We start from the raw sequence: 26,956 nt of genomic DNA, 5'->3' as shown, positions 1-26,956 counted from the left end.
CGCGCGATCCCGCGCGGCGAGACGGCCTTTCTCGGGTGGCCACGACCTAGGACGACGTGTGACCAGCCTGCCCCTCGTCGATCCGAGCGCGCCCGAAGTGGAGCCGCGCCGGATCTCCCGCAAGGCCACGGGTGCCGATGCGGTGTTCGTCAACGTCTCGCGGGCGATCGGTGCGTCCGTGCTGGTCATCACCGGCGGCGTCGGCGTCTTCCTCGCCTGGCAGGCGGTCCCGACCCTTCGGCACTACGGGCTCTCCTTCCTCACCGAGGAGCGGTGGCAGCCCGAGATCGACGTGATCGGCATCGCCGGCGTCCTGGTCGGCACCGTGTCGATCGCCCTGGTCGCGATGGCCTTCGCCTTCCCGCTGGCGCTCCTGACCGCGCTCTACATCAGCGAGTACGCCCCCGCCCGGGTCAAGGGACTGCTCGTGTCGGCCGTCGACCTGATGGCTGCCATCCCGTCCATCGTCTACGGCCTGTGGGGCTTCTTCCTGGTCATGCCGTACGCCGCCGAGCTGGCCTGGTGGCTGCAGCGCAACTTCGGCTGGGTGCCCTTCTTCAAGATCCGCGGGACCGACCCCGACAGCGCCGTGTGGGACACCAGCCGCTATGTCTCGAGCGCCTTCTGCGCGGGCATCGCGGTCGCGATGATGGTGCTGCCGATGGCCTGCGCCGTCATGCGCCAGGTGTTCTCGCAGACCCCGCCGGGGGAGCGGGAGGCCGCGCTCGCGCTCGGCGCCACCCGCTGGGGCGTCATCCGCAGCGTCGTGCTGCCGTTCGGCCGCGGCGGCATCATCGGCGGCACCATGCTCGGCCTGGGCCGGGCCCTGGGCGAGACGATCGCCGTCGTCCTGATCATCTCGCCGGCGTTCGAGATCAAGTGGAACGTGCTGGAGATCGGGGCGAACTCGGTCAGCGCGCTGATCGCGGTCCAGTTCGGCGACGCGACGCCCGCCCAGCTCTCCGCCCTGCTCGCCGCCGGCTTCGTGCTGTTCCTGATCACGCTGTGCGTCAACACGCTCGCGGCCGTGATCGTGAACCGCAGCCGCTCCGGAGCGGACGCCGACGCATGACCGCGCTGACCTCGCCCGGCCCGGTCGTCGTCGAGCCGACGGCCGCGCCCACCGCGCCGCGTACGACGCTCCCGACCCGCGCTGCCGATGCACCCCCGCCGGTGCCGCGGCGGGCCGTAGGCCGGCCCAACGCCGACGAGCTGTTCGCCCGGGTCGGCGCCTGGATCGCCGCACTGGGGGCGACCTGGCTGATCACCCAGCGCTTCCTGCCGCTCAGCGGCCTGGCCTGGTTCGTGATCGTGCTGCTCGTCGCCGGCATCGTGATGACCGGCCTGCTGTCCGCGATGAGCACGACCTTCGTCGAGGTCCGGGACCGGATCGCGGGAGTGGTGGTCACCGCGGGCGCGGTGGCCGTCGGCCTGGCCCTGGTCTCGGCCGTGGTCTTCGTGTTCCTGCGCGGCTGGCGTCCGCTGACCCACCTCAACTTCTTCACCGACGACATGGCCGGCGTGGAGCCGAAGGCGCCGTTCACCGACGGCGGCGTGCTGCACGCGATCATCGGCTCGGGCATCCAGCTCGGCATCGGCCTCGCGGTCGCGCTGCCGCTCGGCATCGGCACCGCCGTGTTCATGACCGAGGTCGGCGGCCGGTTCGCCAAGGTGGTGCGCACGGTGGTGGAGGCGATGACCGCGCTGCCGTCGATCGTCGCCGGCCTGTTCATCTACACCACCGTGATCCTCGCGGCCGGCGTACCGCGGTCCGGCCTCGCGGCGGGGCTCGCGATCGGCGTGATGATGCTGCCGATCATCGCCCGGGCCGCGGACGTGGTGCTGCGGGTGGTGCCCGGCAACCTGCGCGAGGCCAGCCTGGCGCTCGGCGCCAGCCGCTGGCGCACCGTGTGGCACGTCGTGCTGCCGACCGCGCGTCCCGGACTCGCCACGGCGGTCATCCTGGGCGTCGCCCGCGGCGTCGGCGAGACCAGCCCGGTGCTGCTGACCTCGGGCGCGGCGCCGTTCATCACCGCCAACCCGGTCGGCGGCGCGATGAACTCGCTGCCGCTGTTCATCTACACCCAGGTCCGCAGCGGCGAGCCGAACGCGATCGGCCGCGCCTTCGGCGCCGCCGTCGTGCTGATGACCCTGGTCCTCGCGCTGTTCGTGATCGCCCGCCTGGTCGCCCGGCCCCGCCGGCACCGGACCCGCCTGCGCCGTTTCCGCCCCCGCCGCACCCGCCCCCACGGAGAGACCGCATGACTTCCCGCGTCCGCACCCTTCTCGCGCTCCTCGCCGGGCTCGCCGTCCTGGCCTCGGCGACCGGTACGGCGGCCGCCGACGACGGTGGGGCGCACCGCACGACGTACACGACCATCGAGGGCACCGGCTCGACCTGGTCGGAGCTGATCGTCCAGAAGTGGATCGCCGACGTCGACGCCAACGGGATGAAGGTGGTCTACACCGGCGGCGGCTCGAGCAAGGGCCGCAAGGACTTCGCGCAGTCGACCAACGACTTCGCGATCTCCGAGATCCCGTACCAGGGCGTCGACGAGCAGGGCAACGCCGACAAGTCGGACCGGCCCTACGCCTACCTGCCGATCGTGGCCGGTGGTACCGCGTTCACCTACCAGCTCAAGGTCGGCGGCAAGCTGGTGCGCAACCTGCGCCTCTCCGGCGAGACGATCACCAAGATCTTCACCGGCGCCATCACCAACTGGAACGACGCCGCGATCACCAAGGACAACAACGGCCGGGCCTTCCCCTCGCTCCCGATCACGCCGGTCGTCCGTTCGGACGGCTCCGGCACGACCGCCCAGTTCACCACCTGGATGGACAACCAGTACCCGAGCCTGTGGCGGCCGTACTTCGGAAAGTCCGGGCTGACGTCGTACTACCCGCGCAAGTCCGGCTCGCGGATGGTCGCCCAGTCCGGCTCGGACCAGGTGATGAACACGGTCAAGGGCTTCGCGGGCAACGGCACCATCGGGTACGTCGAGTACTCCTACCCGAAGAACGCCAACTACCCGGTCGTCAAGGTGCTCAACAAGGCCGGCTACTTCATCGAGCCGACGCAGTACAACACCGCGGTCGCGCTGACGAAGGCGGTCATCAACCCGACCACGCTGACCCAGGACCTGACCGGGGTCTACGTCAACGCGGACCCGCGGGCCTACCCGATCTCGTCGTACTCCTACATGATCATCCCGACCGGCGGCTCGGACACCCGGATGACCACGGCCAAGCGGCAGACGCTCGCCGACTTCATCTACTACTCGCTGTGCGGGGGCCAGACCAGCGCGGGCTCCTACGGCTACTCGCCGCTGCCGCTCAACCTGGTGCAGGCCGGCTTCGACCAGGTCGCCAAGCTCAAGGCCGCCGACCCCGCCGTCGAGCTGACCGACCGCGACGTCAAGAGCTGCAACAACCCGACCTTCGACGGCAAGAACCTCAAGAACAACGTGCTCGCGAAGAAGGCCCCGCAGCCGGCCGCCTGCGACAAGAGCGGCGCCGGGCCGTGCGGCACCGACACCGGGACGGGGCAGCCGTCCACCGACCAGGGCACGCCGGTCGACCCGGCCGCGCCGGCAGCCCCGGCCGCGACCGGCGCGGGCGCACCCGTGGCCGAGGGCCAGCCCGCCACCGTCGATCCCGAGACCGGCGCCGCCCCCGTCGCCGCGACCGGGACCACCCCGACCGAGGTGTACGCCAACCCGACCCTGGTGGCGGACCGTGCGGGCGACCGGCGTCCGTTCGGCGTGCTGGCGGTGGTCGAGCTGCTGCTCCTGGTGCTGGTGCCCGGCGTGGTCAGCATGCTGCTGCGCCGGCGCCGGCTCGGCCGGAGCGCGGCATGAGCGCGCCGCGGGAGCGCCGCCGAGGCCTGGCCGGCACCGTCGCGGTGGCCGCGCTGATGGGCCTGGCCCTGCTCGCCCCCGGCGCGGGCGCGGGTCCGGCCGCCGCGCGGCCCACGGACCCGGCGGCCCGGGTCGCCCCGGCCGGCGGCTTCGAGCAGACCAAGACCATCGAGCGCACCTTCGTCGACGCGCAGGGCGCCGTCGAGTCGGTGACCTCCTCCGCGTTCACGGTACGCGCCGACCACACCACGGACCTGCGTGGTCGCGAGCGGGTGGACATCTCGTGGAGTGGCGCGCCGCCGAGCGGTGGCCGCGCGAGCAACCCGTACGGCGAGAACGGGCTCAGCCAGGAGTACCCGGTCGTCGTCATGCAGTGTCGCGGCCGGGACGACGCGAGCCTCCCGGCCGCGCAGCAGCTCAGTCCCGAGACCTGCTGGACCTCCTCCTTCTTCCAGCGCTCCCAGGTCGCCCGGTCGCCGTACGAGGCGCTGTGGACCGTCGACCAGTACGCCGGCGACGCCGACAAGGCGCCGCTGTCCGGCGTCGACGCACTGCCCGACGACAAGTGCAAGACCGCCAAGGTCGACGGCACCCTCACCCACCTGACGCCCTTCGTCGCGGCCTCCGGCACCCGCTACCTGGCCTGCGACAGCGACACCATGCCGCCCGAGGCGGCGGTCGGCTCGGCCTTCCCCGCCTCCGAGGTCGCCGCCTTCACCGACGGTGACGGCAACGGCCAGGTCGGCTTCGAGGTGCGCTCGAAGACCGAGAACGAGTCGCTCGGCTGCTCGAACACGGTCGCCTGCTCGATCGTGGTCGTGCCGATCACCGGGCTGAGCTGCGCGCCGCCGAGCGACGACGCCAAGCGGCTCGGCGAGGAGTGCCGGCAGTACGGCGAGTTCGCCTCCGGCAGCAGCAACTTCGCGGGCCTCGGCATCGACCAGGCCGTCGGGCCCGCGCTGTGGTGGTCGGCGTCCAACTGGCGCAACCGGGTCTCGATCCCGATCACCTTCGGCCTGCCGCCGGACGCCTGTGACGTCCTCGACAGCCGGCCGCCCGTCTCCTTCTCCGGCTCCGAGCTGATGGCCCAGGCCGGCCTGCAGTGGGCGCCGGCGTACTGCCTGAACAAGAAGCGCTTCAAGTTCCAGCTCAACCAGATGCCCGACCAGGCCGGCTGGAACCTGATGCAGAGCGGCGACTCGCCCGCGGCCTTCGTCTCCGCGCCGCACGAGGCGACCGGCGAGGATCCGGTCGGCTATGCGCCGACCGCGGTCACCGGGTTCGGGATCGGGTACGTGATCGACCGGCCCGACAATGCCGGCGAGTACGGCGAGCTGCGGCTCAACGCCCGGCTGATCGCGAAGCTGCTGACCCAGAGCTATCCGGGCTCCGCGCTCGGCAAGGGGCATCCCGGCCTGGAGACCAACCCGCTGAGCATCCAGGCCGACCCCGAGTTCGTCGCGCTCAACCCGGGACTGAGCCAGCGCACCACCGAGGCGGGGGCGACCCTCCTGTCGCTGTCGAACTCCTCCGACATCGTCGCCCAGCTCACCGAGTACATCGCCGCCGACAAGGACGCGATGAGCTTCATCAAGGGCAAGCCCGACCCGTGGGGGATGAAGGTCAACCCGGCGTACCGGAAGTTCGAGGTCCCGGCCGCGGAGTGGCCCCTTCTCGACATCTACACGCCGACCACCCAGGACCCGTGCCGGCAGGCGAACCCGTCGGTCTACCTCAGCCAGGTTGCGGCGCCGGTGACCACGCTGCGCAAGATCGCGGACGCCCTGATCGACTCGTGGCCGAACGTGCAGACCCGCTGCGACGCCGACCTGAACGCGGTCGGACAGGCCTGGAAGATCGGCCGGATCGACCGGCAGCCCTACGGCGCGCGCTTCCTGCTCGGGATCGTCAGTCTCGGCGACGCCGAGCGCTACGGCCTGCGCACCGCCGCGCTGCGGACCAGGGGCAGCGCGTACGTCGCGCCGTCGAGCGCCTCGCTGGGCAAGGCGATCGAGGTCGCGAAGCAGAAGAAGGGCGACCGCCTCGGTCCGTTCGTGCTGGGCCAGGACGACCTGCTGGCGGCCAGGAGCGCCTACCCGGGCACCCAGATCGTCTACACGGCGGCCCGGACCCACGGCCTGAAGCAGAAGGAGGCCGCGACCGTCGCCTCCTTCATCCGGATCGCGACGACCGAGGGCCAGCGGGCCGGCCGGGCGAACGGCGAGCTCCCCGAGGGCTACCTCCCGCTGCGCCGCAGCGGCGTGACCGCGAAGCTGTGGCGCACCGCCCAGGCGACGGCGAAGGCGGTCGAGGCGCAGCACGCGCCGCCGGCCGAGGGCGGTGCCGCCGCCGGGGGCACCGTGACCCAGACGCCCGCCGCGCCGGCCGTGGAGGCTCCTCCCGCGGGTGCGCCGGAGGCCGCCGTACCCGCGGCGCCGGCCGAGCCGGCGCCGACCGTGACCGCCCGCACCGAGGCGGCCAGCTCCGGCACGGCACTGTCGATGCTGCCCGCGCTGCTGGTGATCGGCACCCTCGCCGCCGCCGCGTCGCTGGTCACCCGGCTGATGTCGCTGCGCCGGCGGTGGGTCCGATGAGCGTCGCCGCCCCCGACGAGGTCGGGACCGAGGAGGCCGGCCGCCGCCGACGTCCGCCGGCGCCCGCGCCGCCGCCCAGCGAGCCGGGACTCCTCGCCAGCTCGACGCTGACCGTGGTCGCGGTGCTGTGCGCCTGGCTGGCCGTGCACCTGCTCGTCCTCGGCAGCGTGTCCCACGAGCGCGCCCAGGCCCTGCTGCACCGGGAGCTGCGGATGCAGCTCGCCGGCGCCACCGCGCCGATCGGGCCGGTGACCGACCCGGGCGCCCCCGTCGCGCTGCTCGACATCCCCGCGCTGGGGATCGACGAGACCGTGGTCGAGGGCACCGCGGCCGGCGACCTGTTCGCCGGGCCCGGCCACCGCCGCGACACCGTGCTGCCCGGGCAGGTCGGCACCTCGATCGTCTACGGCCGCTCGACGACCTATGGCGCGCCCTTCCGTGGCCTGGGCGGGCTGGCGGTCGGCGACCCGATCACGGTCACCATGGGCCAGGGCGAGGTCGGCTTCAAGGTGATCGGCGTGCGGCGCGACGGCGACCCGCTGCCGCAGCCCGCCCCGGCTGGGGCGGCCCGGCTGACCCTGGTCACCGCCGCGGGGGAGGGCCGCTTCGCGCGGCTGATGCCCGGCAGCACCGTCTACGTCGACGCCGAGGCGGCCGAGGGCTTCCCCGCGCCGGGCGGGCTCTCGCCCAGCGTGCCGGAGTCCGAGGAGGCGATGAAGTCCGGCACCGAGGCGCTGCCGCTGCTGACCCTGTGGCTGGCGCTCTTCATCGGCGCCGTCGTCGCGGCCCAGCTCGCGCGCCAGCGCTGGAGCCGCGCCCAGGTGTGGGTGGTCGCGGTCGCGCCGGTGCTCGCCCTGTCCTGGCTGACCACCGACACCGCCCTGCGGCTGCTCCCCAACCTGATCTGACCGACCGCACCACCGACCCAACCAAAGAAGATCCCAGAAAGAGGAAGTTGATGTCTGTACGCACCACCCTCGGGAGCGCTCTTGCGGCGACCCTGGCCCTCGGCGCCCTCGCCGTGGGCTCCGCGCCCGCCCACGCGGCGTACGTCGCCGACGCCGACGACACCGCCGGCATCACCCCGGTGGCCACCGACGTGATCGGTGTCGGCTCGGACACCAGCCAGCACGCGCTCAAGCTCCTCGGCGACGCGTGGAACGCCGCGACCCCGGCCCCGACCTCCCGCCTGGTGACCTACGCCGCCACCAGCGGCGGCGACCTGACCCTGCCCGGCGAGGCCGCGCCGATCACCCGCCCCAACGGCTCCGGCGCGGGCAAGGGCCGGCTCTACGGCGCCAACAACGTCGCCGCGATCGACTTCGCCCGGTCCTCCTCGACGCTGAGCTCCGACGAGATCGCCGCGAGCCTCAAGCAGTTCCCGTTCGCGCTCGACACCTTGAAGATGGCCGTCTCCAAGACGTCCAACGCGCCGGCCTCGATCACGCCCGCCGACCTGGTCAACATCTACAACGGCACCTACGACAACTGGAGTGACCTCCCCGGCAGCACGACCAGCGGCGTGATCGCGCCGAAGATCCCGCAGTCCGGCTCGGGCACCCGCAGCTTCTTCGAGGCCCAGCTCAAGGCCGCCAACGGTGGCACCGCCGTCGTCCTCGCCGGCACCGTCACCCCGGTGCAGGAGCACGACGACGCCGCGATCAAGAACGACCCCAACGCGATCGCGCCGTTCTCCGCCGGCCGTGCCGACCTGCTCGGCACGCTGCGCCTCGAGGGCGGCTTCTCCGCCGAGCGCGCGCTCTACAACGTGGTCCGGGGCACCGACGTCGCCAAGCCGGAGATCACCGCGCTGTTCGGACCCGACGGCTTCCTGTGCTCCGAGCAGGCCGCGGGCCTGATCAAGCAGGCCGGCTTCGACCAGCTCGCCACGCCGGACGACGGTGGCGTGTGCGGCGTGCAGACCACGTCGGCGACGACCGACTTCAGCATCAGCGGTGACGTCGCCCCGGTCACCACCACCGCCGGCGTCACGGGCACCCACAACGGCAACGGCGCGGTGGTCCTCAAGGCCGCGATCAACGGCTCGAAGACCCCCGAGGGCACCGTCACCTTCCGCGAGGGCGGCAGCGTCGTCAAGGCGAACGTCCCGCTCATCGGCGGCACCGCCACGGCGAGCCTGACCGGCGTCCCGGTCGGCAGCCACACCTACACCGCCGTGTACGCGCCCAAGGCCGGCACCGTGTTCCAGCCCTCGACCGGCACCGTCACCGTGGTCGTCACGGCCGGCCCGTCGGCCGCCTGCACCGCCGCCACCGCCAAGGCCGACACCGCGCAGGCCAAGGTCACCAAGCTCAAGTCCAAGCTGAAGAAGGCCAAGGGCACCGCGAAGAAGAAGGTCAAGGTCAAGCTCAAGAAGGCCAAGAAGGCGCTCAAGGCCGCGAACAGCGCGAAGGCCGCGGCCTGCTGACCACCCGCACCGGCAGCACCCAGCAGCACCCGTAGCACCCGTAGCACCGGTGCCGGGTGGCCCCAGCGGGCCGCCCGGCACCGTCCCACGACAGGAAGAGCCCATGAACCCGGACGCCGTCGACACGATGTCCCTCCCCGCGGTCCCGCCGCCGCCCGCTCCGCCGGGCGCCGCGACGGCCGACGTACCCCGCCTCGACCCGGCGACCTCCGTCGACGTACCGGATCCGGCGAGCCTCGCCGAGCTTGAGGCCCGCGAGATCACCGCGTGGTTCGGCGACCACAAGGTCCTGGACCGGGTCTCGCTCACCATGCCGGCCGGCGGCATCACCGCCCTGATCGGTCCGTCGGGCTGCGGCAAGTCGACCTTCCTGCGCATCCTCAACCGGATGCACGAGCTGGTCCCGTCGGCACAGCTCGCCGGGGAGGTGCTGCTCGACGGCGAGGACATCTACGACCCCGGCAAGCGGCTGATCGACGCCCGCCGCGCGATCGGCATGGTGTTCCAGAAGCCGAACCCGTTCCCGGCGATGTCGATCCAGGAGAACGTGCTCGCCGGACTCAAGCTCACCGGCACCCGGATGAAGAAGTCCGACAAGGACGACCTCGTCGAGTCCTGCCTGGTCAAGGGCGGGCTCTGGAACGAGGTCAAGGATCGCCTCGACGCCCCGGGCGGCGGTCTGTCCGGCGGCCAGCAGCAGCGCCTGTGCATCGCCCGCTCGCTGGCGATCCGTCCGCGGGTGCTGCTCATGGACGAGCCCTGCTCGGCCCTGGACCCGACCTCGACCCGGGTGATCGAGGAGACCATGCTCGAGCTCGCGCGCGAGGTGACGATCGTGATCGTCACCCACAACATGCAGCAGGCCGCCCGGGTCTCCGACCAGTGCGCCTTCTTCCTGGCCTCGCAGGGCCAGCCCGGCGTCATCGTCGAGCACGGCGACACCGAGGCGATGTTCCAGAGCCCGCAGGACTCGCGGACCTACGACTACGTCAACGGCCGGTTCGGCTGAGCCCGGTCCACGTGGTCGGCCGACCCGGCGCGGCCTCACTGTCGGCGGGGAGCCGTAGGCTGGGGCGGTACCCCCGGTCGTTCCGAGACCGGGGGCGCTCGTCGTGTCCCTCGACCAAAGGTGTGCCCCGTGAGTCTCGCCGGCCTCGCCGACGCCGTTCTCGCCGACCCGACGCTCTCCGCCGCGCTCACCGCGGCCGCGAGCGGTGCCCAGCCGACCGGTGAGCTGACCGGGCCCGAGGCGCTGCGCCCGTTCCTCGCCACCGGGCTGGCCCGCTCGGGGAGCCCGGTGCTCGTCGTCACCGCGACCACGCGCGAGGCCGAGCAGCTCGTCGCCGAGCTGGGCGACCTGCTCGACCCCACCGGGGTGGCCTACTACCCGAGCTGGGAGACGCTGCCCCACGAGCGGCTCAGCCCGCGCAGCGACACCGTCGGGCGGCGGCTCGCGGTGCTGCGGCGGCTGTGCCACCCCGGCACCGATGCCGCCACCGGGCCGGTCCAGGTCGTCGTCGCGCCGGTGCGCAGCATCCTGCAGCCGCAGGTCAAGGGCCTCGGCGACCTCACGCCGGTCGAGCTGACCAAGGGTGCGGAGGTCGCCATCGACGACGTCGTCGCGGGCCTGGTCGGGGCGGCGTACTCCCGGGTCGACCTGGTCGAGAAGCGCGGCGAGTTCGCGGTGCGCGGCGGCATCGTCGACGTCTTCCCGCCGACCGAGGAGCACCCCCTGCGGGTGGAGTTCTTCGGTGACGAGGTCGACGAGATCCGCTCGTTCGCGGTCGCCGACCAGCGCACCATCGCCGAGGTCGACCGGCTCTGGGCGCCGCCGTGCCGCGAGCTGCTGCTCACCGACGAGGTGCGGGCGCGCGCCGCCGAGCTCGGGGTGCGCCACCCCCAGCTCCTCGAGATCACCGACAAGCTGGCCCAGGGCATCGCGGTCGAGGGCATGGAGGCGCTGATCCCGGCGCTCGTCGACGAGCTCGAGCTGCTCGTCGACCTGATGCCCGACGACACCCGGATCCTGGTGCTCGACCCCGAGCGGGCGCGGGCCCGCGCCCACGACCTGGTCGCGACCAGCGAGGAGTTCCTGGCGGCGTCGTGGGCCACGGCCGCCAGCGGCGGGCAGGCGCCGATCGACCTGCAGGCGGCCTCCTACCACTCGCTGGCCGACGTCCGCACCCACGCGCGCGAACGCGGCCAGAGCTGGTGGACGTTCAGCCCGTTCGGGCTCGACCAGGCGATAGTCCCGGGGCAAAAGCACGAAGAAACGCCCGAAAACGGTGCTTTTGAGCAGGGAGTATCGCCGGCGCCGTCGTACCGAGGGGACGTCGAGCAGGCGTTCACCGACATCGCCCGCTGGCGCGGCGAGGGGACGAGCGTGGTCGTCGTCCACGTCGGCCACGGCCCGGCGCAGCGGATGGTCGAGGCGCTGGGGGAGCGCGACGTGCCCGCCCGGCTCGTCGACGACCTGCCCACCGGCCACGAGCTCGACCCGGCGGTCGTCACCATCACCTGCGGCAACCTCGGCCACGGCCTGGTCGACGCCGGGCGCGGCCTCGCGATCCTCACCGGCGAGGACATCGTCGGCGCCAAGGCGTCGACCCGCGACAAGGGCGCGATGCCGGTGCGCCGCAAGCGCCAGATCGACCCGCTCGAGCTCAAGGCCGGCGACTACGTCGTCCACGAGCAGCACGGCGTGGGGCGGTTCGTCGAGATGAAGCAGCGCGAGGTGCAGGGCGCGATCCGCGAGTACCTCGTCCTCGAGTACGGCCCCTCCAAGCGCGGCGGCCCGCCCGACCGGCTGTTCGTGCCGGCCGACACGCTCGACCAGGTGACGCGCTATGTCGGCGGGGAGCAGCCCAGCCTCGACCGGCTCGGCGGCGGCGACTGGACCAAGCGCAAGAACAAGGCGCGCAAGGCGGTCCGCGAGATCGCGGCCGAGCTGATCAAGCTGTACGCCGCCCGCCAGGCCACCCAGGGCCACGCGTTCGGTCCCGACAGCCCGTGGCAGCGCGAGCTCGAGGACGCCTTCCCGTTCCACGAGACGCCCGACCAGCTCACCACGGTCGACGAGGTCAAGCGCGACATGGAGCGGACGGTCCCGATGGACCGGCTGATCTGCGGCGACGTGGGCTACGGCAAGACCGAGATCGCGGTCCGGGCGGCCTTCAAGGCGGTCCAGGACGGCAAGCAGGTCGCCGTCCTGGTGCCGACCACGCTGCTCGTCAACCAGCACCTCACGACGTTCAGCGACCGGATGAGCGGCTTCCCGATCAACCTCAAGCCGCTGTCGCGCTTCCAGACCGACAAGGAGGCCGCCGAGACCATCGCCGGCCTCGCCGACGGCACCGTCGACATCGTGGTCGGCACCCACCGGCTGTTCAACGCCGACACGAAGTTCAAGGACCTGGGCCTGATCATCGTCGACGAGGAGCAGCGCTTCGGCGTCGAGCACAAGGAGGCGATGAAGCGGCTGCGCACCTCCGTCGACGTGCTGTCGATGTCCGCGACGCCCATCCCGCGCACCCTGGAGATGGCGATCACCGGCATCCGCGAGATGTCGACGATCACCACCCCGCCCGAGGAGCGGCACCCGGTGCTGACCTACGTCGGCGGCTACGAGGACCGCCAGGTCGTCGCGGCGATCCGGCGCGAGCTGCTCCGCGACGGCCAAGTGTTCTACATCCACAACCGGGTGAGCTCGATCGAGAAGGCCGCCGCCAAGATCCGCGAGCTGGTCCCCGAGGCCCGGGTCGCGACCGCGCACGGCCAGATGGGGGAGCACCAGCTCGAGCAGGTGATGGTCGACTTCTGGGAGAAGAACTTCGACGTCCTTGTCTGCACGACCATCGTCGAGTCCGGCATCGACGTCTCCAACGCCAACACCATGATCATCGAGCGCTCCGACACCCTCGGCCTGTCCCAGCTCCACCAGCTGCGCGGCCGGGTCGGCCGGTCGCGGGAGCGGGCCTACGCCTACTTCCTCTACCCGACCGAGAAGCCGCTCACCGAGACCGCCCACGAGCGGCTCGCCACGCTGGCCCAGCATTCGGACCTCGGCGGCGGCATGGCGATCGCGATGAAGGACCTCGAGATCCGCGGCGCCGGCAACCTGCTCGGCGGCGAGCAGTCCGGCCACATCGCCGACGTCGGCTTCGACCTCTACGTCCGGCTCGTGGGCGAGGCGGTCCGCGACTTCCGCTCCGACGGGGGTGCGCCCGAGCAGCTCGACGAGGTCCGCATCGAGCTGCCGGTCGAGGCCCACCTGCCCCACGACTACATCCCGAGCGAGCGGCTGCGGCTGGAGATGTACAAGCGGCTCGCGGAGGTGCGCACCGACGCCGACGTCGACGAGATCGCCGCCGAGCTCGACGACAGGTACGGCGAGCCGCCCGAGCAGGTCGTCGCGCTGCTCCTGGTCGCGCGCTTCCGCGCCCGGGCCCGCCAGGCGGGGGTCAAGGAGATCACGACCGTCGGCAAGAACGTCCGCTTCCATCCCGTCGTGCTGCCGGAGTCGCGCACGATCCGGCTCAACCGGCTCTACCCGAAGTCGATCGTCAAGCACCAGCTCGAGTCGATCCTGGTCCCACGCCCCGGCATCCCGGGACGGACGGGGACCCCGCTCGAGGGGGTGGCCCTGCTTGAATGGGCTCGACTCGTCATCGACTCGGTCATCGACCCCAAGGAGTGAGTGTGCGTCGTACGAACGTCGTGTCGTTCCGGTCCGCGGCAGCCGGCCTCGCCGCGGTCGCCCTGCTCACCGCCGGCTGCGGTGTCAGCGACAACGAGGTGAAGCCCGGCGTGGCCGCCGAGGTCGAGGGCCAGCGGCTCTCGCTCAGCAAGGTCGACCAGGCGGTCGAGGACTACTGCGCGCTGCGGGCGGCCAACCCGCAGGCCCAGCCGGCGCCGACCGCGCTGATCCGGGCGCAGTTCGTGGTGGGCTGGACCCAGGCGGTGGCCGTCGACGAGCTGGCGCCCGAGCACGGCATCGCGCTGCCGGTGGAGCAGATCGACCGGACCGCCGTCCACGACGCGTGGGACGCGCTCGGCGTCATCGACGACGACAACTACGACACCTTCGAGTTCCTGACCTGGATCCAGCAGCGCCTCAGCGACCCGGTCGCCGAGCTCGGCGCCGCCGACTCCGGAGCCCAGGGCGACGCGGCCGTCTCGGCCGGCATCGCGCTGATCACCGACTGGCTCGACCAGCACGACGTCACCTTCAACCCGGTCTTCGGCTCCTACGACGCCCAGACCGGCGCCTTCGACGGCGACCCGCTCTCGGTGCCGGTCAGCGCCGAGGCCACGAGCGCCGCCGACACCGGGGCGCTCACCGCCGCCCAGGTCGCCGCGCTGCCCGCCGACCAGCGCTGCGGTCCGGCCGTCGACCCCGCGGCGGCCGCGCCCGCGGGCTGAGCCGTGCCCGACGAGGCGGAGGGGGCGGTCGCCGAGTTCGTCGCCGTGATGCGACGGCTGCGGGCGGAGTGCCCGTGGAAGCAGGAGCAGACCCACCGCTCGCTGGTGCGCTACCTGCTCGAGGAGACCTACGAGACGGTCGACGCCATCGACGAGGCGGAGGCGAGCGGCGACTTCGCGCACCTCGCCGAGGAGCTCGGCGACCTGCTGCTGCAGGTCGTCTTCCATGCCGTGATCGCCGAGGAGCGCGGCGACTTCGACCTCGACGCCGTCGCCCGCGGCATCACCGAGAAGATGCGCCGCCGCAACCCCCACGTGTTCGGCGCCGACGACACCGGCGAGCTCACTGCTGCCCAGGTCGACGAGCGGTGGCAACGGATCAAGGCGGCCGAGCGCGCCGCCCCGGCCGAGCTGCCCGCCGCCCTCCCCGCCCTGCTGTACGCCGACAAACTGCTCGCCCGGCGCGAGCGGGCCGGGCTCCCGCTGGACCTGGACGCCGGCTCCGCGGATCTCGGCGAGCGGCTGCTCGCGCTCGTCGCCGAGGCGCGAGCCGAGGGAGTCGACCCCGAGCAGGCGCTGCGGGACGCCGCCCGGCGCCGGCGCTGACCGAACCGGCGACGCCGCCGGTCGTCGTCCACGGAACGACCGGCGGCGCCTCGGTGTCGAGGGTGAGGACCCGGGGTCCTCAGCGCGTGGGGGCCGCGACTCCCTCGACGCGCACCGTGCCGCGGCGCGAGACCACGACGATGCGGACCTTGCCGCTCCACGGTGAGGTGAAGCTCGTCAGGTCGACGACCCGGGTCGGGGTGGCGCGCTGGAGCGAGAGCTTCGAGACCAGCCGCCTGCCCGCGTAGACCTTCACCTTCCCGGGCCGCCTGCCCGTCGAGACGACCAGCGCCAGGCGGCGGGCGTCGGTGACCCGCAGGCTGAGCGTGCGTCCCTTGCGCTTCAGGGCGGCCGCGGGGACCGGGACGGTCCAGGTCCGGGTCGCGGCGCTCGGGTCGGTGTTGCCGGCGGCGTCGGTGGCGGTCGCGGTGAGCACGTGGGTGCCGGGGGTGAGCCCGGTGAGGCTCAGCGGCCCGACCGGGCAGGGCAGGTCGGCGCCGTCGAGGGTGCAGGTCGTTCGGGACCCGGGCTCCGTCGTACCGACCTCGAAGGTGGCCTCGGTGGTCGTGACGACCGAGCCCTCGGCGGGCCCGCCGTTCAGGGTGGTGTCGGGCGCCGTCCGGTCGCGGACGCCGATCGTCCACCGGCGTACGGCGGCGGTCTGGTCGCGGTTGCCGGCCTCGTCACGCGAGGTCGCCTCGAAGCGGTGCGGTCCGGGGGCGAGGCCGGTGAGGACGACCTGGCCACGGTCGCAGGGCGTGCCGGCGCCGTCGATCGTGCAGTAGAAGGTCGTCGCCCCCGGCGCGTCCAGGGTGAACGTCGCGGTGGTGTCGAAGCTCGTCGAGCCCTCGACCGGGCCGCCGCTCAGCGTCGTCTCCGGCGCGGTGGCGTCGACGGTCCACTCGTACTGCGCCGGGACCGGATCCACCCAGGTGCCGTTGCGGCCCGCGACACTCAGCGTGTGCGTCCCGTCGGCGAGGTCGGCGAAGTGTCCCTCCCCGCTGTCGCAGGTGAACGGGTAGCCGTCGAGCACGCAGTCGAAGGCCGTACCGCCGGCCGAGGTGAACGCGAAGTCCGCGGACCGGCTGTTGCTCAGCTTGGGCGGCTTCGCAGTGAAGCCGGTGTCGATCGAGTGCACCTGCACGGAGAAGGAGTGGCTCAGGTTGCCCGAGGCGTCCTCGGCCTGGATCGCGAACAGGTGCGGCCCCTCCGGCAGGACCAGGGTCCGCGGCGAGGTGCAGGGCTCCCACGCGCCGTAGTCGAGCTTGCAGTGGATCCGGACCGCGCCCCGGGCGGAGAAGGCGAACTTGAACCCGCCCTGCTGGTTGACGACCTGGGTCGGGGTGAAGCCGGTGATCTCCGGCGGGTCGACGTCGCGGAACACGGCGACCGGGTACTTGTCGACCGTCGAGAACGCACCCGAGTGCACCGCGCAGTCGCGGGTGCCGCTGCTGTTCGAGCGGGTCTCGTCGCAGCCCTCCCACTCGACGAACTCCCAGCCCGCCGGTACGCCGAAGAAGGACGGCCGCAGCCAGACCCACGCCTCGAAGGGCTCCTCGTTGCGGATCCGGGCACAGGTCAGCGTGACCCGGTGGTCGAGGTTGCTGGTGCGGTCGCACGCCGTCCCGCCGCCGTCCTCGATCGAGCCCTCGACGACCTCGACCCGGCCGGCGCCGGTGATGCCGATCGTCACCCCGACCTGTCCGGCATGGGCAGGGGCCGGAGCCAGCAGCGGCGCGAGGCCGACGGCGGCGGCGAGAGCGGCCAGGGCGAGCCGGAGGAAGATACGGGGACTCATCGGTTCTCCTCGAGAAGGTCGGGCAGGGCGAGCCACTGCGCCCAGGTCAGGTCGCGTCCGACGTACCGGGGACGGGCCAGCGGCCAGTTGGTCGCGATCCACCGCGGGACGAAGGCGTCCAGCGCCGCCTCGACCTCGCTGCCGAGGGCGCTCTCCACCACCCACCACGAGATCTCCGCGTCCGCGCCCACCTTGGCCGGCGGGTCGACGTACACACAGCCGAGGAGGACGGTCTCCTCGGCGTCGAAGAGCCCGTAGAGGAAGGACTCGTGGGCCTCGATCTCGGCCGCGTGATGGGCCAGGTCGTCGAGGTCGGCCTCACGACTCAGGTCGACCGGCGGCCAGCCCCACGCCTGGCCGTAGGTCGTCCACAGCCGCTCACGGGAGGCGCGCACCGCCGGCAGGTCGAGGTCGACGTCGGCGGGGCCCATCGGGCGCAGGTGGTGTCCGTCCGTCACCGGGACCCGGGTCGGGTGCACCCAGGACGCGGGCAGCCAGGTGGTGGTCATGGCTCGAGGGTGGCGCGGGCCGCTTGTGGCCGGCTTGCCGGTCGCTTGCGCCGTGGTCGGGGAGGTCGGGTCCCGGGTGGCCTTCCCCGCTGGTTTGTGTCGGGGGTGGGTGAGAGCCTCCGGTCATGGATCTCGGAACCCGCTCTCGGTCGACGGCCCCCGCGCTGTCGCGGTTGAGTGCTGGGGTCCGGCCCGCGAGCAGCTGCTGGTCGAGGAGTGGGCCTGCCTCCCCGCGCCCGACGAGTAGCCACCCTGCCCCGAACCCCGCGACCTCTGCTCGCGGGCGCGCCGGAGTGCCCGCGATCCGCGCGAAACCCGTTGGCAGCGGGGCGCAGCTGGTGGTGGAGTCGCCCCATGCTGCCCGACCACCTCCCACGCATCGAGCACCCGCCGGTGCGGCTGCGGGCGTTCGAGGCCCGCGACGCCGCGCTGGTGGCGTCGGTCGCCGACGACCCGTTGATCCCGCTGGTCACGACGGTGCCCACCTCGGGTTCCGCCGCGGACGCCCGGGCCTACCTCCAGCGCCAGCACGACCGGCTCCGCGCCGGGCAGGGCTACTCCTTCGCGATCGCCGACGTGGTGACCGACGAGGCCGTGGGACAGATCGGGCTGTGGACCGCGGAGATCGCGGCCGGCCGGGCGACGACGGGCTACTGGGTCGCGGGCGCCCACCGCCGCCAGGGGTACGCCGGAGCGGCGCTCGCCGCGCTCACCGACTGGGCGCTCTCCCTGCCGGAGGTCGAGCGCCTGCAGCTCCACGTCGAGCCGTGGAACGACGGCTCGTGGCGGGCGGCCGAGCGGTGCGGCTACCAGCGCGAGGGACTGCTGCGCGCGTGGGAGCGGGTGGGCTCGGACCGGCGTGACATGTACGTCTACAGCGTCGTCCCGGGCACCTAGCCCGTCGCCAGCGCCACCATCTGGTCGACGTCGAGCGCCCAGCCGGCGGCCACGTCGGCGTCGTACGTCGCGGCGCCGCGCGCCGCGCGGGCGACCTCGCCCGCCTGCTGGATCAGGGTCTCGTCGGGGCGGTAGTAGCCGTACACGTTGCCGCCGGTGCCGGCGCGGAGCTGGGCGGCGGCGCCGCGGAGGACGCCGACCCGGGCGAGCGCGTCCTCGGTGCCGGAGAGCGACTCGACGACGGCGAGCGCGTCGAGCAGGTAGGCGAGGTTGGCGTGGTCGCCGGTGGCGTGGCTGAGGAGGACGCCCTCGGCGATCTGGCGTCGGGCGCGGTCCGGCTCACCCTGGGCCATGGAGACCTGAATCGCGGTGAACAGCCCGATGTAGACGGCCAGCGGGTCGTGCCGGCGGCGGGCGGCGGCGACCGCCTGGTCGACGAGCTGGCCGGCGCCCTCGGCGTCGCCGCGGAGCAGCTCGACGGTGCCGAGCCACACGTGCGAGAGGGTCCATAGCCACTCGCCGGCCAGTCCGGCGTCCTCGCACAGCGTGATCGTCTCGCCGATGACGGTGGCGGCGAGGTCGGCGTCGTCGCGGGCGAGCGCCACCAGGCCGATCCCGCCGTGGGCGTAGGGGAGGCCCTCGAGGTCGCCGGTACGACGGGCGAGGTCGGCGCTCCGGGTCCAGATCGCCTCCGCGTCGGCGTGGTCGCCCTGCGCGAACGCGAGCGCGCCGACGACCGCCCCGGCGCGTACCCGCACCGGATCCGGCACGTCGTGCGCGAGCACGGCCTGCATCAGTCGGCGTCCCTCGCGCAGGGCGCCGCGGATCCACCAGAAGAGCCACAGGTGCCAGCCCAGCCAGCCGCCGAGGTCGGCCTGGCCGGAGGCGAGCGACCACTCGACGGCGGCGACCAGGTTGGCGTGCTCGAGCTCGATCTCCGCGAGCGTCTCGACGGTGCCCTCGCCGCGCAGGGACGGCTCGCGCGCCGAGGCGAGCGCCCCGAAGAACCTCAGGTGCGCGTCCCGCGCGGTCCTCTCGGCGGACGGGGAGAGCCTGGTGGCGGCGTACTGCGCGACGGGCTCCAGCAGCCGGAACCTCGGCCCCGGCGTCACCACCAGGAGTGACTGGTCGACGAGCGACTCGAGCAGCGCGAGCACGTCGGCCGGCCCCACCAGGTCGGCGAGGACGGCCGCCGCCGCGTCGATGCCGAAGCCACCGCTGAACACCGCGAGCCGGGGGAAGGCGGCCTGTTCGACGGGGGAGAGCAGTGCGAAGCTCCAGTCGATCGCCGCGTGCATGGTGCGCTGGCGGGGCGGCAGGTCGCGGGCGCCCTCCGCCGCCAGCACCTCGTCGAGCCGAGCGAGGATCGCGTCGGGCGGGAGCACCCGGACCCGGGCCGCGGCCAGCTCGATCGCCAACGGGATCCCCGCGAGCCGCTGGCAGAGCTGCCCGATCACCGGGTCGTCCGGGTCGAGGAGCCTGCCGGTCGCGGCCAGCCCGGTCGCGGCCGCGCGCGTCACGAACAGCTCGGCGGCCGCGGGCAGGTCGAGCGGGGTGAGCGGGAAGAGCACCTCGCCGCGGACCCGCAGCGGGGTCCGGCTGGTCACCAGGATCCGCAGCTCCGGGCAGGCGGCGGCGAGGGTGGCGACCTCGGGCCACGCGTCGAGGAGGTGCTCGGCGTTGTCGAGGAGCAGCAGCCGGTGCTGGTCGCGGAGCAGGTCGAGCAGGGCGGTGAACGGGTCGCCGCCCTCGGCGACGCCGACCGATCGGGCGATCGCGGGGATCACCGCCGACGGGTCGTGCAGCGGCGCGAGTGGAACCACGCTGACGCCGTCGGCGAACGCCGGCTCGGCCGCCCTGGCCACGGCCAGCGCGAGCCGGGTCTTGCCGCAGCCGCCGACGCCGGTGACCGTCACCAGCCGCGAGGTCGGCGAGCGCAGGACGTCGACCAGGTGGGCGACGTCGCGCTCGCGGCCGATCAGCGGGCCGAGCAGGTCGGTCGACGGCACCGCGCTGGGGCGCGGGGGCCGGCCCGGCCGGGCCGATCCGGGAGCGGGTGCGGCGACGGGCGCCGCCGGGACCGGCCGGAGCGCGGGATCCTGCTCGAGGATCTGCTGGTGCAGCCGCTGCACCGCCGGCCCCGGGTCGACGCCGAGCTCCTCCACGAGCTGTGCCCGCAGGTCGGCGTACTCCGCCAGCGCGTCGGCCTGCCGGCCCGCCAGGTAGAGCGCTCGCATCAGCTGCCCGCGCACCGACTCCCGCAGCGGGTGCTGCCGGGCCAGTCCGGTCAGCCGGGCGACCGCCGACGCGGCCTGGCCCGCGCTCAGGTCGAGCTCGGCGGCCAGCTCCTCGCCGGTGAGCCGCAGGCCTTCGAGGCGCAGCGCCTCGGTGCGCGCGAACGGCTGCGGTACGTCGGCCAGCGGCTCGCCGCGCCACCATCCGAGTGCCTCGCTCAGCCGGTCGCGCGCGGCCTCCGGGTCCGCGGCCGCGAGCGCGGTCCGGGCGGCCTCGATGCCGGTCGCGAGCTGGGCGGTGTCGAGTGCGCCGGCGGGCAGGTCGAGCCGGTAGCCGGGCGGGACCGTCGCGATCTCGGCCGGCACGCCCGCCTCGCGCAGCCGGGTGCGGAGCCGGGAGATGACCGCCTGCAGGTTGGCGAGAGTGCCGCCACGGGCGCTCTCGCCCCAGACCCGGTCGAGCAGGGTGTCGGTCGAGACCACCCGGCCCGCGTCGACGGCCAGTGCGGCCAACGTCTCGCGGTGGCGCGGGGAGCCGATGTCGACGCTCGCGCCCGCCTGGTCGAGCACCTCGATCGGGCCGAGCAGGCGCAGCGGTACGACGTCCCCACGGTCTGGCACCCGGCCAAGGTTAAGGGGATCCCGGGGCGGCCGCCCTCAGTTTCGCGGGGCGACGGCTGCCGGCAGGTCGGCGAGGACGGCGTGGGGGAGCGCGGGCGTGCGGTGCCCGTCGCGCCCGACCATCTCCTCGTTGACCACCAGCGCGTTGAGGACCGACTCCTCGACGGCCTCGACCACCGCCGTGTAGAACGGGTCGATCGCCCCCCAGGGCAGCACCCGCTGCTCGGCCAGCTCGGTCGGCGGCGGGTACATCTGGCTGCGCAGCCCGGGCGCCGGCGCGGTCGAGAAGGCCAGGAAGATGTCGCCGGAGAAGTGCCCGCCGGCGGTGCCGGTGCGGGCCAGGCCGAGCGGGACCCGCCGGGCCAGCGCCTTGCACTGGTGGGGGAGCAGCGGTGCGTCGGTGGCGACCACGACGATCACCGAGCCGACGCCGCCGGGCAGGCTCCCGGCGACGGCGGGCGCCGCGAGGCCGAGGTCGCGGACGAACCAGCCCGGGTCCTCCATCGGGTTGTCGTCGCTCAGGGCCCGGCCGATCGGCGAACCGGCGACGACGAGCTCGCGGCGGTCGCCGAAGTTGGCCTGGACCAGGACGCCCACGGTGTACGTCGTGCCGGCGAACGCCACCTCCCGCGACGCCGTGCCCGTGCCGCCCTTGAAGGCGTAGCAGTTCATGCCGGTGCCGCCGCCGACCGAGCCCTCGGGCACCGGTCCGGCGGTCGCGGCGTCGAGCGCGGCGCGGGCGTGCTCGGGGCGGACGTGGCCGCCGTTGATGTCGTTGAGGTAGCCGTCCCAGGTCTCGCCGCACACCGGCAGCAGCCACTGGGCCGCCAGCCGCGGGTGCACCTCCTGGACCCACTCGACGGTGCCGGTGTGACAGGCGCCGACCGCATGGGTGTTGGAGATCAGCACCGGCATGGTGAGGGCGCCGGACTCCTCGATCCACGTGGTCCCGGTCAGCTCTCCGTTGCCGTTGAGGGAGTACGACGCCGCGGCGCACGGCTCGCCGACGCCGTCGCGCCCGCGCGGCAGGATCGCGGTGACGCCGGTGCGGACGGAGGTCCCGCTGATGAGCGTCTCGAGGCCGACGGTGACACCGGGGACGTCGGTGATCGCGTTGTGCGGACCGGGCGTGCCGGGGAGGGCGAGCAGGTCGCGGGCGCGGGGCCGGTCAGTGGGCACGGGAGACCTCTCGTTCGGGGGTGATGTCGGCGCAGCCGGTGGCGAGGCGGGCGTACCCGCAGATCAGGGACACGGTCCGCTCGTAGTCGAGGGAGCGGATACCGATGACGATGTGCTCGCCGTACGCGTCCTCGAGCGCGACCAGGTTCTGCGCGATGTCGGTGGCCTCGGAGGTGAGGGTGAAGTGGCCCTGGGCGACCCCGACCTCGAGGATGCCGACGTAGATCGCGACCTGGGTGTCGTAGAGCGCGGCGAACAGCTCGGCGTTGTCCTCGCGCAGCCGGAGGTGGCCGTCGAGCTGGTAGAGCGCACCGACCAGGTCGTCGTCGGGGGAGGACGGCAGGCCGCCACGGATGGTGGCGACCAGCTTGTCGCGGGCGTCGGGGTACTGCGTGACCAGCGAGAGCCGGTCGTCGTAGAACCGCTTGCGGGCCCGGGCGTGGACCTCGTTGAGCAGGCCCTGGACGTCGTCGAAGTAGTAGTGCACGGTGCCGGTCGAGACGCCCGCGCGCGCCGCGACGTCGCGGATCCGCAGGCCCGCGGCCCCGACCTCGCGGAGCACCTGGAGGGCCGCGGCGACGATCTGGTCGCGCCGCTGCTCCTGGTCCTTGAACCGTGCCACCCCGTGCCTCCTCGCTGCTTTCCTAACGCACCGTCAGGAAAGCAGAGGTTACAGATTGCCTATTGACAGCGGTATCCAATCAGTTCTTTGATTCAGCGTCAAAGAAAGGGGTGCCATGTCCGAGCTGCACCAGGTCGCCTCCGCCGGCCGCTACGAGCAGGAGCTCGCGCGCTCGCTGACGATGCGCGAGAACATCCTCATCACGCTCTCGTCGGTGACGCCGGCGTCCAGCGTCTTCATCATCGTCCCGGCGATCCTGCTGGGCGTCGGCGGCGCCTCGGTGCTCACCCTCGGGCTCGCGGCGCTGGCCGCCGTGCTCGTCGGCGTCTGCTACGCCGAGCTGTCGGCGACGTACCCGGTCACGGGCGGTGAGTACACCTGGACCGCGCGGCTGCTCGGCCGTCCGCTCGGGTTCGGCACCTTCATGCTGACCATGGTCAACGGGATCCTGATCATCGCCGTGATCGCGCTCGGCACCGGCGACTACCTCAGCGCCGCCTGGTCGGCGCTCGACGGGGTCTGGGTCGGGGTCGTGGTGATCGTGGCGACGACCGCCGTCGCGGCGCTCGACATCCGCACCAACGCGTGGGTGACCGGCGTCTTCCTCGCGACCGAGCTGCTCGCGCTCGTCGTCCTGACCGTGCTCGGCTTCCTGAACCCCGAGCGCGGTCCCGGTGCCTTCCTCTCCGCGCAGGCCGCGGGCGACCACGGCCTCGAGACCGTCGGCGTCGCCGCGATCATCGCGCTGCTGCCGGTCGCGCTGTTCGCCTTCAACGGGTACGGCGCCGCCGTCTACTACGTCGAGGAGACCAAGGACGCCGACCGCACCATCGGCCGCGTCATCCTGGTCTCGCTGGTCGTCACCGCCCTCGTCGAGATCGTCCCGCTCGCCGCCGCCGTCATCGGCGCCCCCAGCATGGAGGCGCTGCTCGGGAGCGACGCCCCGATGAACTACTTCCTCCTCGAGCGCGGTGGCTCGGCGCTCAACACCGCGGTGAGCGTCGGCGTCGCGCTGGCCATCGTGAACGCCGTCATCGCCGTGATCATCCAGATCGCCCGCCTGGTCTACGCCTCGGCCCGCGACCGCTCCTGGCCCGGCCCGGTCGACGACGTGCTCGGCCGGATCCATCCGCGCTTCCGCTCGCCCGTCAACGCCACCCTCCTGGTCGGCGCACTCTCCGCGCTCACCGCCGCCTTCATCCCGCTGACCTGGCTGATCACGGCCACCGGCGCCTCCGTCGCCCTCGTCTACCTCGTCGTCGGCGCCTGCGCCCTGCGGCTGCGGCGCGCCGGCCGCGCGATGTCGCGTGGCTACCGGATGCCGCTGTGGCCGCTCCCTCCGGTGCTGCTCGTCGCCGGGATGCTGTACGTCTGCGCCGAGGTCGGGCGGGACGCGCCCTCGCAGCTGGTCATCGGCCTGGTCACGGTCGGGATCGGGGTGGCGTACTACTTCGGGTTCATCCACCCGCGACGTGGCGACCGGTGGACGCTGCCGGACCCGGTGGTGGAGGCTGAGGGCGAGGGGGCTTCCTGACGAGCATGCGATGGCTGGGCGCCCGGACTGTTCGTTCGCAGGCTATCGGTCGTCACTGATCACGGCGACTCCACGTCGTCGAAGCGCACCTCGACCTCGTGGTGATCGGCCGGGTCGTTGTCGGCAATCAACACGAATTGACCTCTATCGCAGGAGTGGACGGCAGCGTGGCCCGCGGCGTCTAGCTGAAGCAAGCGAAGAACCCGCCGCACGACTTGACTCGAACATATGTTCGAGTAGGATGAGCGCATGACTTCTCTCGGGGCGCTCGACACGGCAACCGCCGTGGCGCAGCGTGCCGCGGATCTGGCCGGTGCCGACTGGGAGGTCCTCGACGGCCCCGAGACGGTGGCTGGCGTGGAGGCGATCGCCGCGTCCCGGTCGTTCCTCGACGCCGCCCTGTTGCGTGGGGTCGCTCGACTCGAAGCCACGGATGCGGTGCAAGACCTGGGTTGGGCCTCGGTCAAGGACTACCTGACCCATGTCACGGGCGGGCACAAGGGGGCCGGGGGTGGGCTGGTCCGCGCGGTCGAGCAGCTGCGCGACCTGCCCGAGGTCCAGGCCGCCCTCGAGACCGGGCGGGTCACCCTGCCCCAGGCGCGGGCGATCGCCTCGAAGGTGCACACGTTGCCCCGGGTGTCGGAGTTCCGGACCGCGGTGGCCGGGGCGATGCTCGGGCTGGTCGACACCCGTGGTCATGACGCCACTGATCTGCAGAACGCTTTCGGTGACGTGGTCCGTGAGCTCGACCCGGACGCAGCACTGGTGAACGCGGACAAGGAGAAGGCCAAGGCCGAGCGCGGTGCCCACAACGCCCGGCACCTCTCCTTCGCCGAGGACGGCCACGGCGGCGTCCGCCTCAAGGGCTACGGCACCCTCGAGGACGCCGAGAGGATCAAGGCCACCCTCCACCCCTCTCCGCCCCGGCCACCACCGAACCCGGCGCCTGTGGCGGCGTCACCCGTCGACCCGGCCAGCCCATGTTCGACGACGACGGGGTCGCGACCGGTGCCGCCTGTCTGACGCCGGGTTGCAGTCACGACGGGCGTGACCCCCGCGATGCGGGTGCCCGACTGTGGGACGCCCTCGTCGACGCGTGTGACCGGCTCACCGCGACCGACGAGCTGCCCCGTGACCACGGCACCAAGCCACGCGTGGTCGTGCTGATCGACCAGGAATCGCTCAAGCAGAAGGTCATCGACGCCGGCCTGGCCCGCAACGGGCACACCCCGACCGGCGCCCGGTTCTCCGCGACCGCCGTGCGCCGGATGGCCTGTGATGCCGAGATCATCCCCGGCGTCCTGGGGGCCCAGGGCCAGGTCCTCGATGTGGGCCGTGCCCAACGACTCGTCACCGCCGCGATCTGGATCGCCCTGGTCATCCGCGACCGGCACTGCGCGTTCCCCGGCTGCACCCGCATGCCCCTGGCCTGCGATGCCCACCACGTCGTCCACTGGGCCGACGGCGGCGCGACCAGCCTCGACAACCTCGTCATGCTGTGTCGCCACCACCACGTCCTGATCCACCAGACCCCCTGGGTCGTCCACATCGACCACGACACCGGTCAACCCGTCTGGACCCCACCCCCACGCAACACCCTCGACAACCTCCGCAAGGCCGGGGCCGCCTACGCACCAGCACGACCACGCGCCGCCTGATCACGTGTCGACGCGCGGCGCGCCAGCGCGAACTCGCGTGTTCTGACCGTAGGTCGAGGTCAGGAGCCCGGCAACCCCGCCACCGGTACGACGACCCGCTCCATCTCCTGCCCGCCGTCACACGTCAGCAGCGCGACCGTGGCCAGGCCGTCACGCTCGCCGACCACCTCCCAGTGCCCTCCGGACAGGATCCAGCGGTCGAGGGCGGCCCGCCCGGCGGCGTCGTCAGCCTCAGCGGACACCGGTCGCCGCCCACGCGGTGGCCGACATGGTGAACGGCCCGTCGCCGAGCTCGGCCTGCAGCAGCTCGACCACCCGCACCTGCTGCTCGGGGGACAGTGCGTCGAAGGCGACGCCGGCGGTGCCGACGCCGAAGGTGTAGGGCTCCCACCAGGCGTCGAAGGAGGCGAAGGTGACGGCGACGGTGAGCGGGACCTCGGTGACCTCGTGCAGCCCGGTCGCCACCAGCAGCGCGGCGAGGTCGCCGGCGTTGGAGCCGGGGAGCGAGGACTCGTCGGGGACGGTGGGGGCGACGACGCGGACCGCGTCCCAGAAGGCCGAGAGCGGGCCGGTGCCGCCACCGTGGTCCCAGACGCACGCACTCACGCGTCCGCCGGGGCGGGTGACCCGCCGCATCTCGCCGATGCCGGCCGCCGGGTCGGTCATGAAGTGCACGACGAGCTGGGCGAGGGTGGCGTCGAAGGAATCGTCGGGGAAGGGGAGGGACTCCGCCGACGCCTGGCGTACGACGGCGCCGGGGTGCGCGGCAGCGGCGGCGGTCACGAAGCTCCCGACCGGGTCGACGGCACTGACCTGGGCGGCTCCCTGCCGGCGGACCAGCTCGGCGGTCAGCATCCCGGGACCGCAGCCGACGTCGAGCACGGCCGACGTCGGAGCGACCCCGGCCAGGCCCAGGTCGGCGAAGAGCGGGGCCAGGGGAGTGGAGAACCGGCCCATGAAGCTGATGTAGGCGTCTGCCACCTCGAACATGGCCACGC

General features: G+C 73.1%; 21 protein-coding genes. 14 read left to right on the top strand and 7 right to left on the bottom strand.

From position 1 onward, the window contains the following. The first annotated feature begins 58 nt into the window (after nt 1-58). The 10 genes from pstC (at nt 59) to JOD66_RS05155 (ending at nt 14,906) form a co-directional block, all read left to right on the top strand. A complete protein-coding gene (pstC, locus tag JOD66_RS05200) occupies nt 59-1,072 on the top strand; it encodes a phosphate ABC transporter permease subunit PstC (protein ID WP_307823306.1) in 1,014 nt (337 codons plus the stop codon). After that, nucleotides 1,069-2,265 carry a phosphate ABC transporter permease PstA gene (gene pstA / locus JOD66_RS05195; protein WP_204835843.1) on the top strand — a complete coding sequence of 399 codons (1,197 nt, stop codon included), beginning with the start codon at nt 1,069-1,071 and terminating at the stop codon, nt 2,263-2,265. The genes pstC and pstA overlap by 4 nt, the downstream gene beginning before the upstream one ends. After that, nucleotides 2,262-3,857: a phosphate ABC transporter substrate-binding protein PstS gene (locus tag JOD66_RS05190; protein ID WP_204835842.1), complete on the top strand. Its 1,596-nt coding sequence runs from the start codon at nt 2,262-2,264 to the stop codon at nt 3,855-3,857. The genes pstA and JOD66_RS05190 overlap by 4 nt, the downstream gene beginning before the upstream one ends. Continuing rightward, nucleotides 3,854-6,451 carry a hypothetical protein gene (locus tag JOD66_RS05185; RefSeq protein WP_204835841.1) on the top strand — a complete coding sequence of 866 codons (2,598 nt, stop codon included), beginning with the start codon at nt 3,854-3,856 and terminating at the stop codon, nt 6,449-6,451. Before JOD66_RS05190 ends, JOD66_RS05185 begins: the two co-directional genes overlap by 4 nt. After that, a complete protein-coding gene (locus tag JOD66_RS05180; protein WP_204835840.1) occupies nt 6,448-7,359 on the top strand; it encodes a sortase in 912 nt (303 codons plus the stop codon). Before JOD66_RS05185 ends, JOD66_RS05180 begins: the two co-directional genes overlap by 4 nt. 50 nt (nt 7,360-7,409) lie before the next feature. Continuing rightward, on the top strand, nt 7,410-8,879 hold the full coding sequence (locus JOD66_RS05175; RefSeq protein ID WP_204835839.1) for a substrate-binding domain-containing protein: 1,470 nt from the start codon (nt 7,410-7,412) through the stop codon (nt 8,877-8,879). A gap of 103 nt (nt 8,880-8,982) precedes the next feature. Then, nucleotides 8,983-9,888: a phosphate ABC transporter ATP-binding protein gene (locus JOD66_RS05170; RefSeq protein WP_239545090.1), complete on the top strand. Its 906-nt coding sequence runs from the start codon at nt 8,983-8,985 to the stop codon at nt 9,886-9,888. Between the two features lie 129 nt (nt 9,889-10,017). Beyond that, a complete protein-coding gene (gene mfd / locus JOD66_RS05165) occupies nt 10,018-13,575 on the top strand; it encodes a transcription-repair coupling factor (RefSeq protein ID WP_204835838.1) in 3,558 nt (1,185 codons plus the stop codon). A 2-nt stretch (nt 13,576-13,577) separates the two neighbouring features. Beyond that, nucleotides 13,578-14,300 carry a hypothetical protein gene (locus JOD66_RS05160; RefSeq protein ID WP_204835837.1) on the top strand — a complete coding sequence of 241 codons (723 nt, stop codon included), beginning with the start codon at nt 13,578-13,580 and terminating at the stop codon, nt 14,298-14,300. Nucleotides 14,301-14,303: 3 nt separating this feature from the next. Then, nucleotides 14,304-14,906: a MazG nucleotide pyrophosphohydrolase domain-containing protein gene (locus tag JOD66_RS05155; protein ID WP_307823305.1), complete on the top strand. Its 603-nt coding sequence runs from the start codon at nt 14,304-14,306 to the stop codon at nt 14,904-14,906. Between the two features lie 79 nt (nt 14,907-14,985). Here the strand turns inward: JOD66_RS05155 and JOD66_RS05150 are convergent, their stop codons facing one another. Then, nucleotides 14,986-16,704 carry a hypothetical protein gene (locus JOD66_RS05150; RefSeq protein WP_204835836.1) on the bottom strand — a complete coding sequence of 573 codons (1,719 nt, stop codon included), beginning with the start codon at nt 16,702-16,704 and terminating at the stop codon, nt 14,986-14,988. Next, nucleotides 16,701-17,213, bottom strand: coding sequence for a GNAT family N-acetyltransferase (locus tag JOD66_RS05145; RefSeq protein WP_204835835.1), 513 nt, complete (start codon nt 17,211-17,213; stop codon nt 16,701-16,703). Before JOD66_RS05145 ends, JOD66_RS05150 begins: the two co-directional genes overlap by 4 nt. Before the next feature lie 354 nt (nt 17,214-17,567). Here JOD66_RS05145 and JOD66_RS05140 point away from each other — a divergent pair, with 354 nt between their 5' ends. Further along, entirely contained in the window at nt 17,568-18,110 is a 543-nt protein-coding gene (locus tag JOD66_RS05140) for a GNAT family N-acetyltransferase (RefSeq protein ID WP_204835834.1), read from the top strand. Here JOD66_RS05140 and JOD66_RS05135 read toward each other — a convergent pair. From JOD66_RS05135 to JOD66_RS05125, 3 genes are read right to left on the bottom strand one after another with little or no spacing between them, the layout of a single operon-like run. After that, complete coding sequence (locus JOD66_RS05135) at nt 18,107-20,965, bottom strand: AfsR/SARP family transcriptional regulator (RefSeq protein ID WP_204835833.1); 2,859 nt, start codon at nt 20,963-20,965, stop codon at nt 18,107-18,109. The two genes, JOD66_RS05140 and JOD66_RS05135, sit on opposite strands and share 4 nt — an antisense overlap. A 36-nt stretch (nt 20,966-21,001) precedes the next feature. Then, nucleotides 21,002-22,144 carry a DmpA family aminopeptidase gene (locus JOD66_RS05130; RefSeq protein WP_204835832.1) on the bottom strand — a complete coding sequence of 381 codons (1,143 nt, stop codon included), beginning with the start codon at nt 22,142-22,144 and terminating at the stop codon, nt 21,002-21,004. After that, nucleotides 22,134-22,766, bottom strand: a complete 633-nt coding sequence (locus tag JOD66_RS05125) for a TetR/AcrR family transcriptional regulator (RefSeq protein ID WP_204835831.1) — start codon at nt 22,764-22,766, stop codon at nt 22,134-22,136. The genes JOD66_RS05130 and JOD66_RS05125 overlap by 11 nt, the downstream gene beginning before the upstream one ends. A 115-nt stretch (nt 22,767-22,881) precedes the next feature. Here JOD66_RS05125 and JOD66_RS05120 point away from each other — a divergent pair, with 115 nt between their 5' ends. The 3 genes from JOD66_RS05120 to JOD66_RS28930 all read left to right on the top strand — a co-directional run bounded on the left by JOD66_RS05120 (nt 22,882) and on the right by JOD66_RS28930 (nt 25,958). Next, on the top strand, nt 22,882-24,300 hold the full coding sequence (locus JOD66_RS05120) for an APC family permease (RefSeq protein ID WP_204835830.1): 1,419 nt from the start codon (nt 22,882-22,884) through the stop codon (nt 24,298-24,300). A gap of 249 nt (nt 24,301-24,549) precedes the next feature. Beyond that, nucleotides 24,550-25,323, top strand: a complete 774-nt coding sequence (locus tag JOD66_RS05115) for a DUF222 domain-containing protein (RefSeq protein WP_204835829.1) — start codon at nt 24,550-24,552, stop codon at nt 25,321-25,323. Next, nucleotides 25,281-25,958, top strand: coding sequence for an HNH endonuclease signature motif containing protein (locus tag JOD66_RS28930; RefSeq protein ID WP_204835828.1), 678 nt, complete (start codon nt 25,281-25,283; stop codon nt 25,956-25,958). Before JOD66_RS05115 ends, JOD66_RS28930 begins: the two co-directional genes overlap by 43 nt. A gap of 59 nt (nt 25,959-26,017) precedes the next feature. On the opposite strand, the gene JOD66_RS05105 is transcribed toward JOD66_RS28930, so the two are convergent. Beyond that, nucleotides 26,018-26,200 carry a hypothetical protein gene (locus JOD66_RS05105; RefSeq protein ID WP_204835827.1) on the bottom strand — a complete coding sequence of 61 codons (183 nt, stop codon included), beginning with the start codon at nt 26,198-26,200 and terminating at the stop codon, nt 26,018-26,020. Then, entirely contained in the window at nt 26,190-26,948 is a 759-nt protein-coding gene (locus JOD66_RS05100; RefSeq protein ID WP_204835826.1) for a class I SAM-dependent methyltransferase, read from the bottom strand. The genes JOD66_RS05105 and JOD66_RS05100 overlap by 11 nt, the downstream gene beginning before the upstream one ends. Between the last annotated feature and the right edge of the window lie 8 nt (nt 26,949-26,956).

It is taken from the genome of Nocardioides nitrophenolicus (genome assembly GCF_016907515.1).
Classification (GTDB): Bacteria; Actinomycetota; Actinomycetes; order Propionibacteriales; family Nocardioidaceae; genus Nocardioides; species Nocardioides nitrophenolicus.
Note: the sequence above shows the minus strand (reverse complement) of the source record. Positions and strands in the feature narration are given on the sequence as shown.

Excerpts from the sequence above, each read along its gene's own strand:
- JOD66_RS05140 (WP_204835834.1), top strand. The coding sequence starts at position 17,568 with ATGCTGCCCGACCACCTCCCACGCATCGAGCACCCGCCGGTGCGGCTG.
- JOD66_RS05115 (WP_204835829.1), top strand. The coding sequence starts at position 24,550 with ATGACTTCTCTCGGGGCGCTCGACACGGCAACCGCCGTGGCGCAGCGT.
- JOD66_RS05100 (WP_204835826.1), bottom strand. The coding sequence starts at position 26,948 with ATGTTCGAGGTGGCAGACGCCTACATCAGCTTCATGGGCCGGTTCTCC.
- pstA (WP_204835843.1), top strand. The coding sequence starts at position 1,069 with ATGACCGCGCTGACCTCGCCCGGCCCGGTCGTCGTCGAGCCGACGGCC.
- JOD66_RS05150 (WP_204835836.1), bottom strand. The coding sequence starts at position 16,704 with ATGAGTCCCCGTATCTTCCTCCGGCTCGCCCTGGCCGCTCTCGCCGCC.
- JOD66_RS28930 (WP_204835828.1), top strand. The coding sequence starts at position 25,281 with ATGTTCGACGACGACGGGGTCGCGACCGGTGCCGCCTGTCTGACGCCG.
- JOD66_RS05170 (WP_239545090.1), top strand. The coding sequence starts at position 8,983 with ATGAACCCGGACGCCGTCGACACGATGTCCCTCCCCGCGGTCCCGCCG.
- JOD66_RS05185 (WP_204835841.1), top strand. The coding sequence starts at position 3,854 with ATGAGCGCGCCGCGGGAGCGCCGCCGAGGCCTGGCCGGCACCGTCGCG.
- JOD66_RS05145 (WP_204835835.1), bottom strand. The coding sequence starts at position 17,213 with ATGACCACCACCTGGCTGCCCGCGTCCTGGGTGCACCCGACCCGGGTC.
- JOD66_RS05190 (WP_204835842.1), top strand. The coding sequence starts at position 2,262 with ATGACTTCCCGCGTCCGCACCCTTCTCGCGCTCCTCGCCGGGCTCGCC.
- JOD66_RS05175 (WP_204835839.1), top strand. The coding sequence starts at position 7,410 with ATGTCTGTACGCACCACCCTCGGGAGCGCTCTTGCGGCGACCCTGGCC.
- JOD66_RS05180 (WP_204835840.1), top strand. The coding sequence starts at position 6,448 with ATGAGCGTCGCCGCCCCCGACGAGGTCGGGACCGAGGAGGCCGGCCGC.
- JOD66_RS05120 (WP_204835830.1), top strand. The coding sequence starts at position 22,882 with ATGTCCGAGCTGCACCAGGTCGCCTCCGCCGGCCGCTACGAGCAGGAG.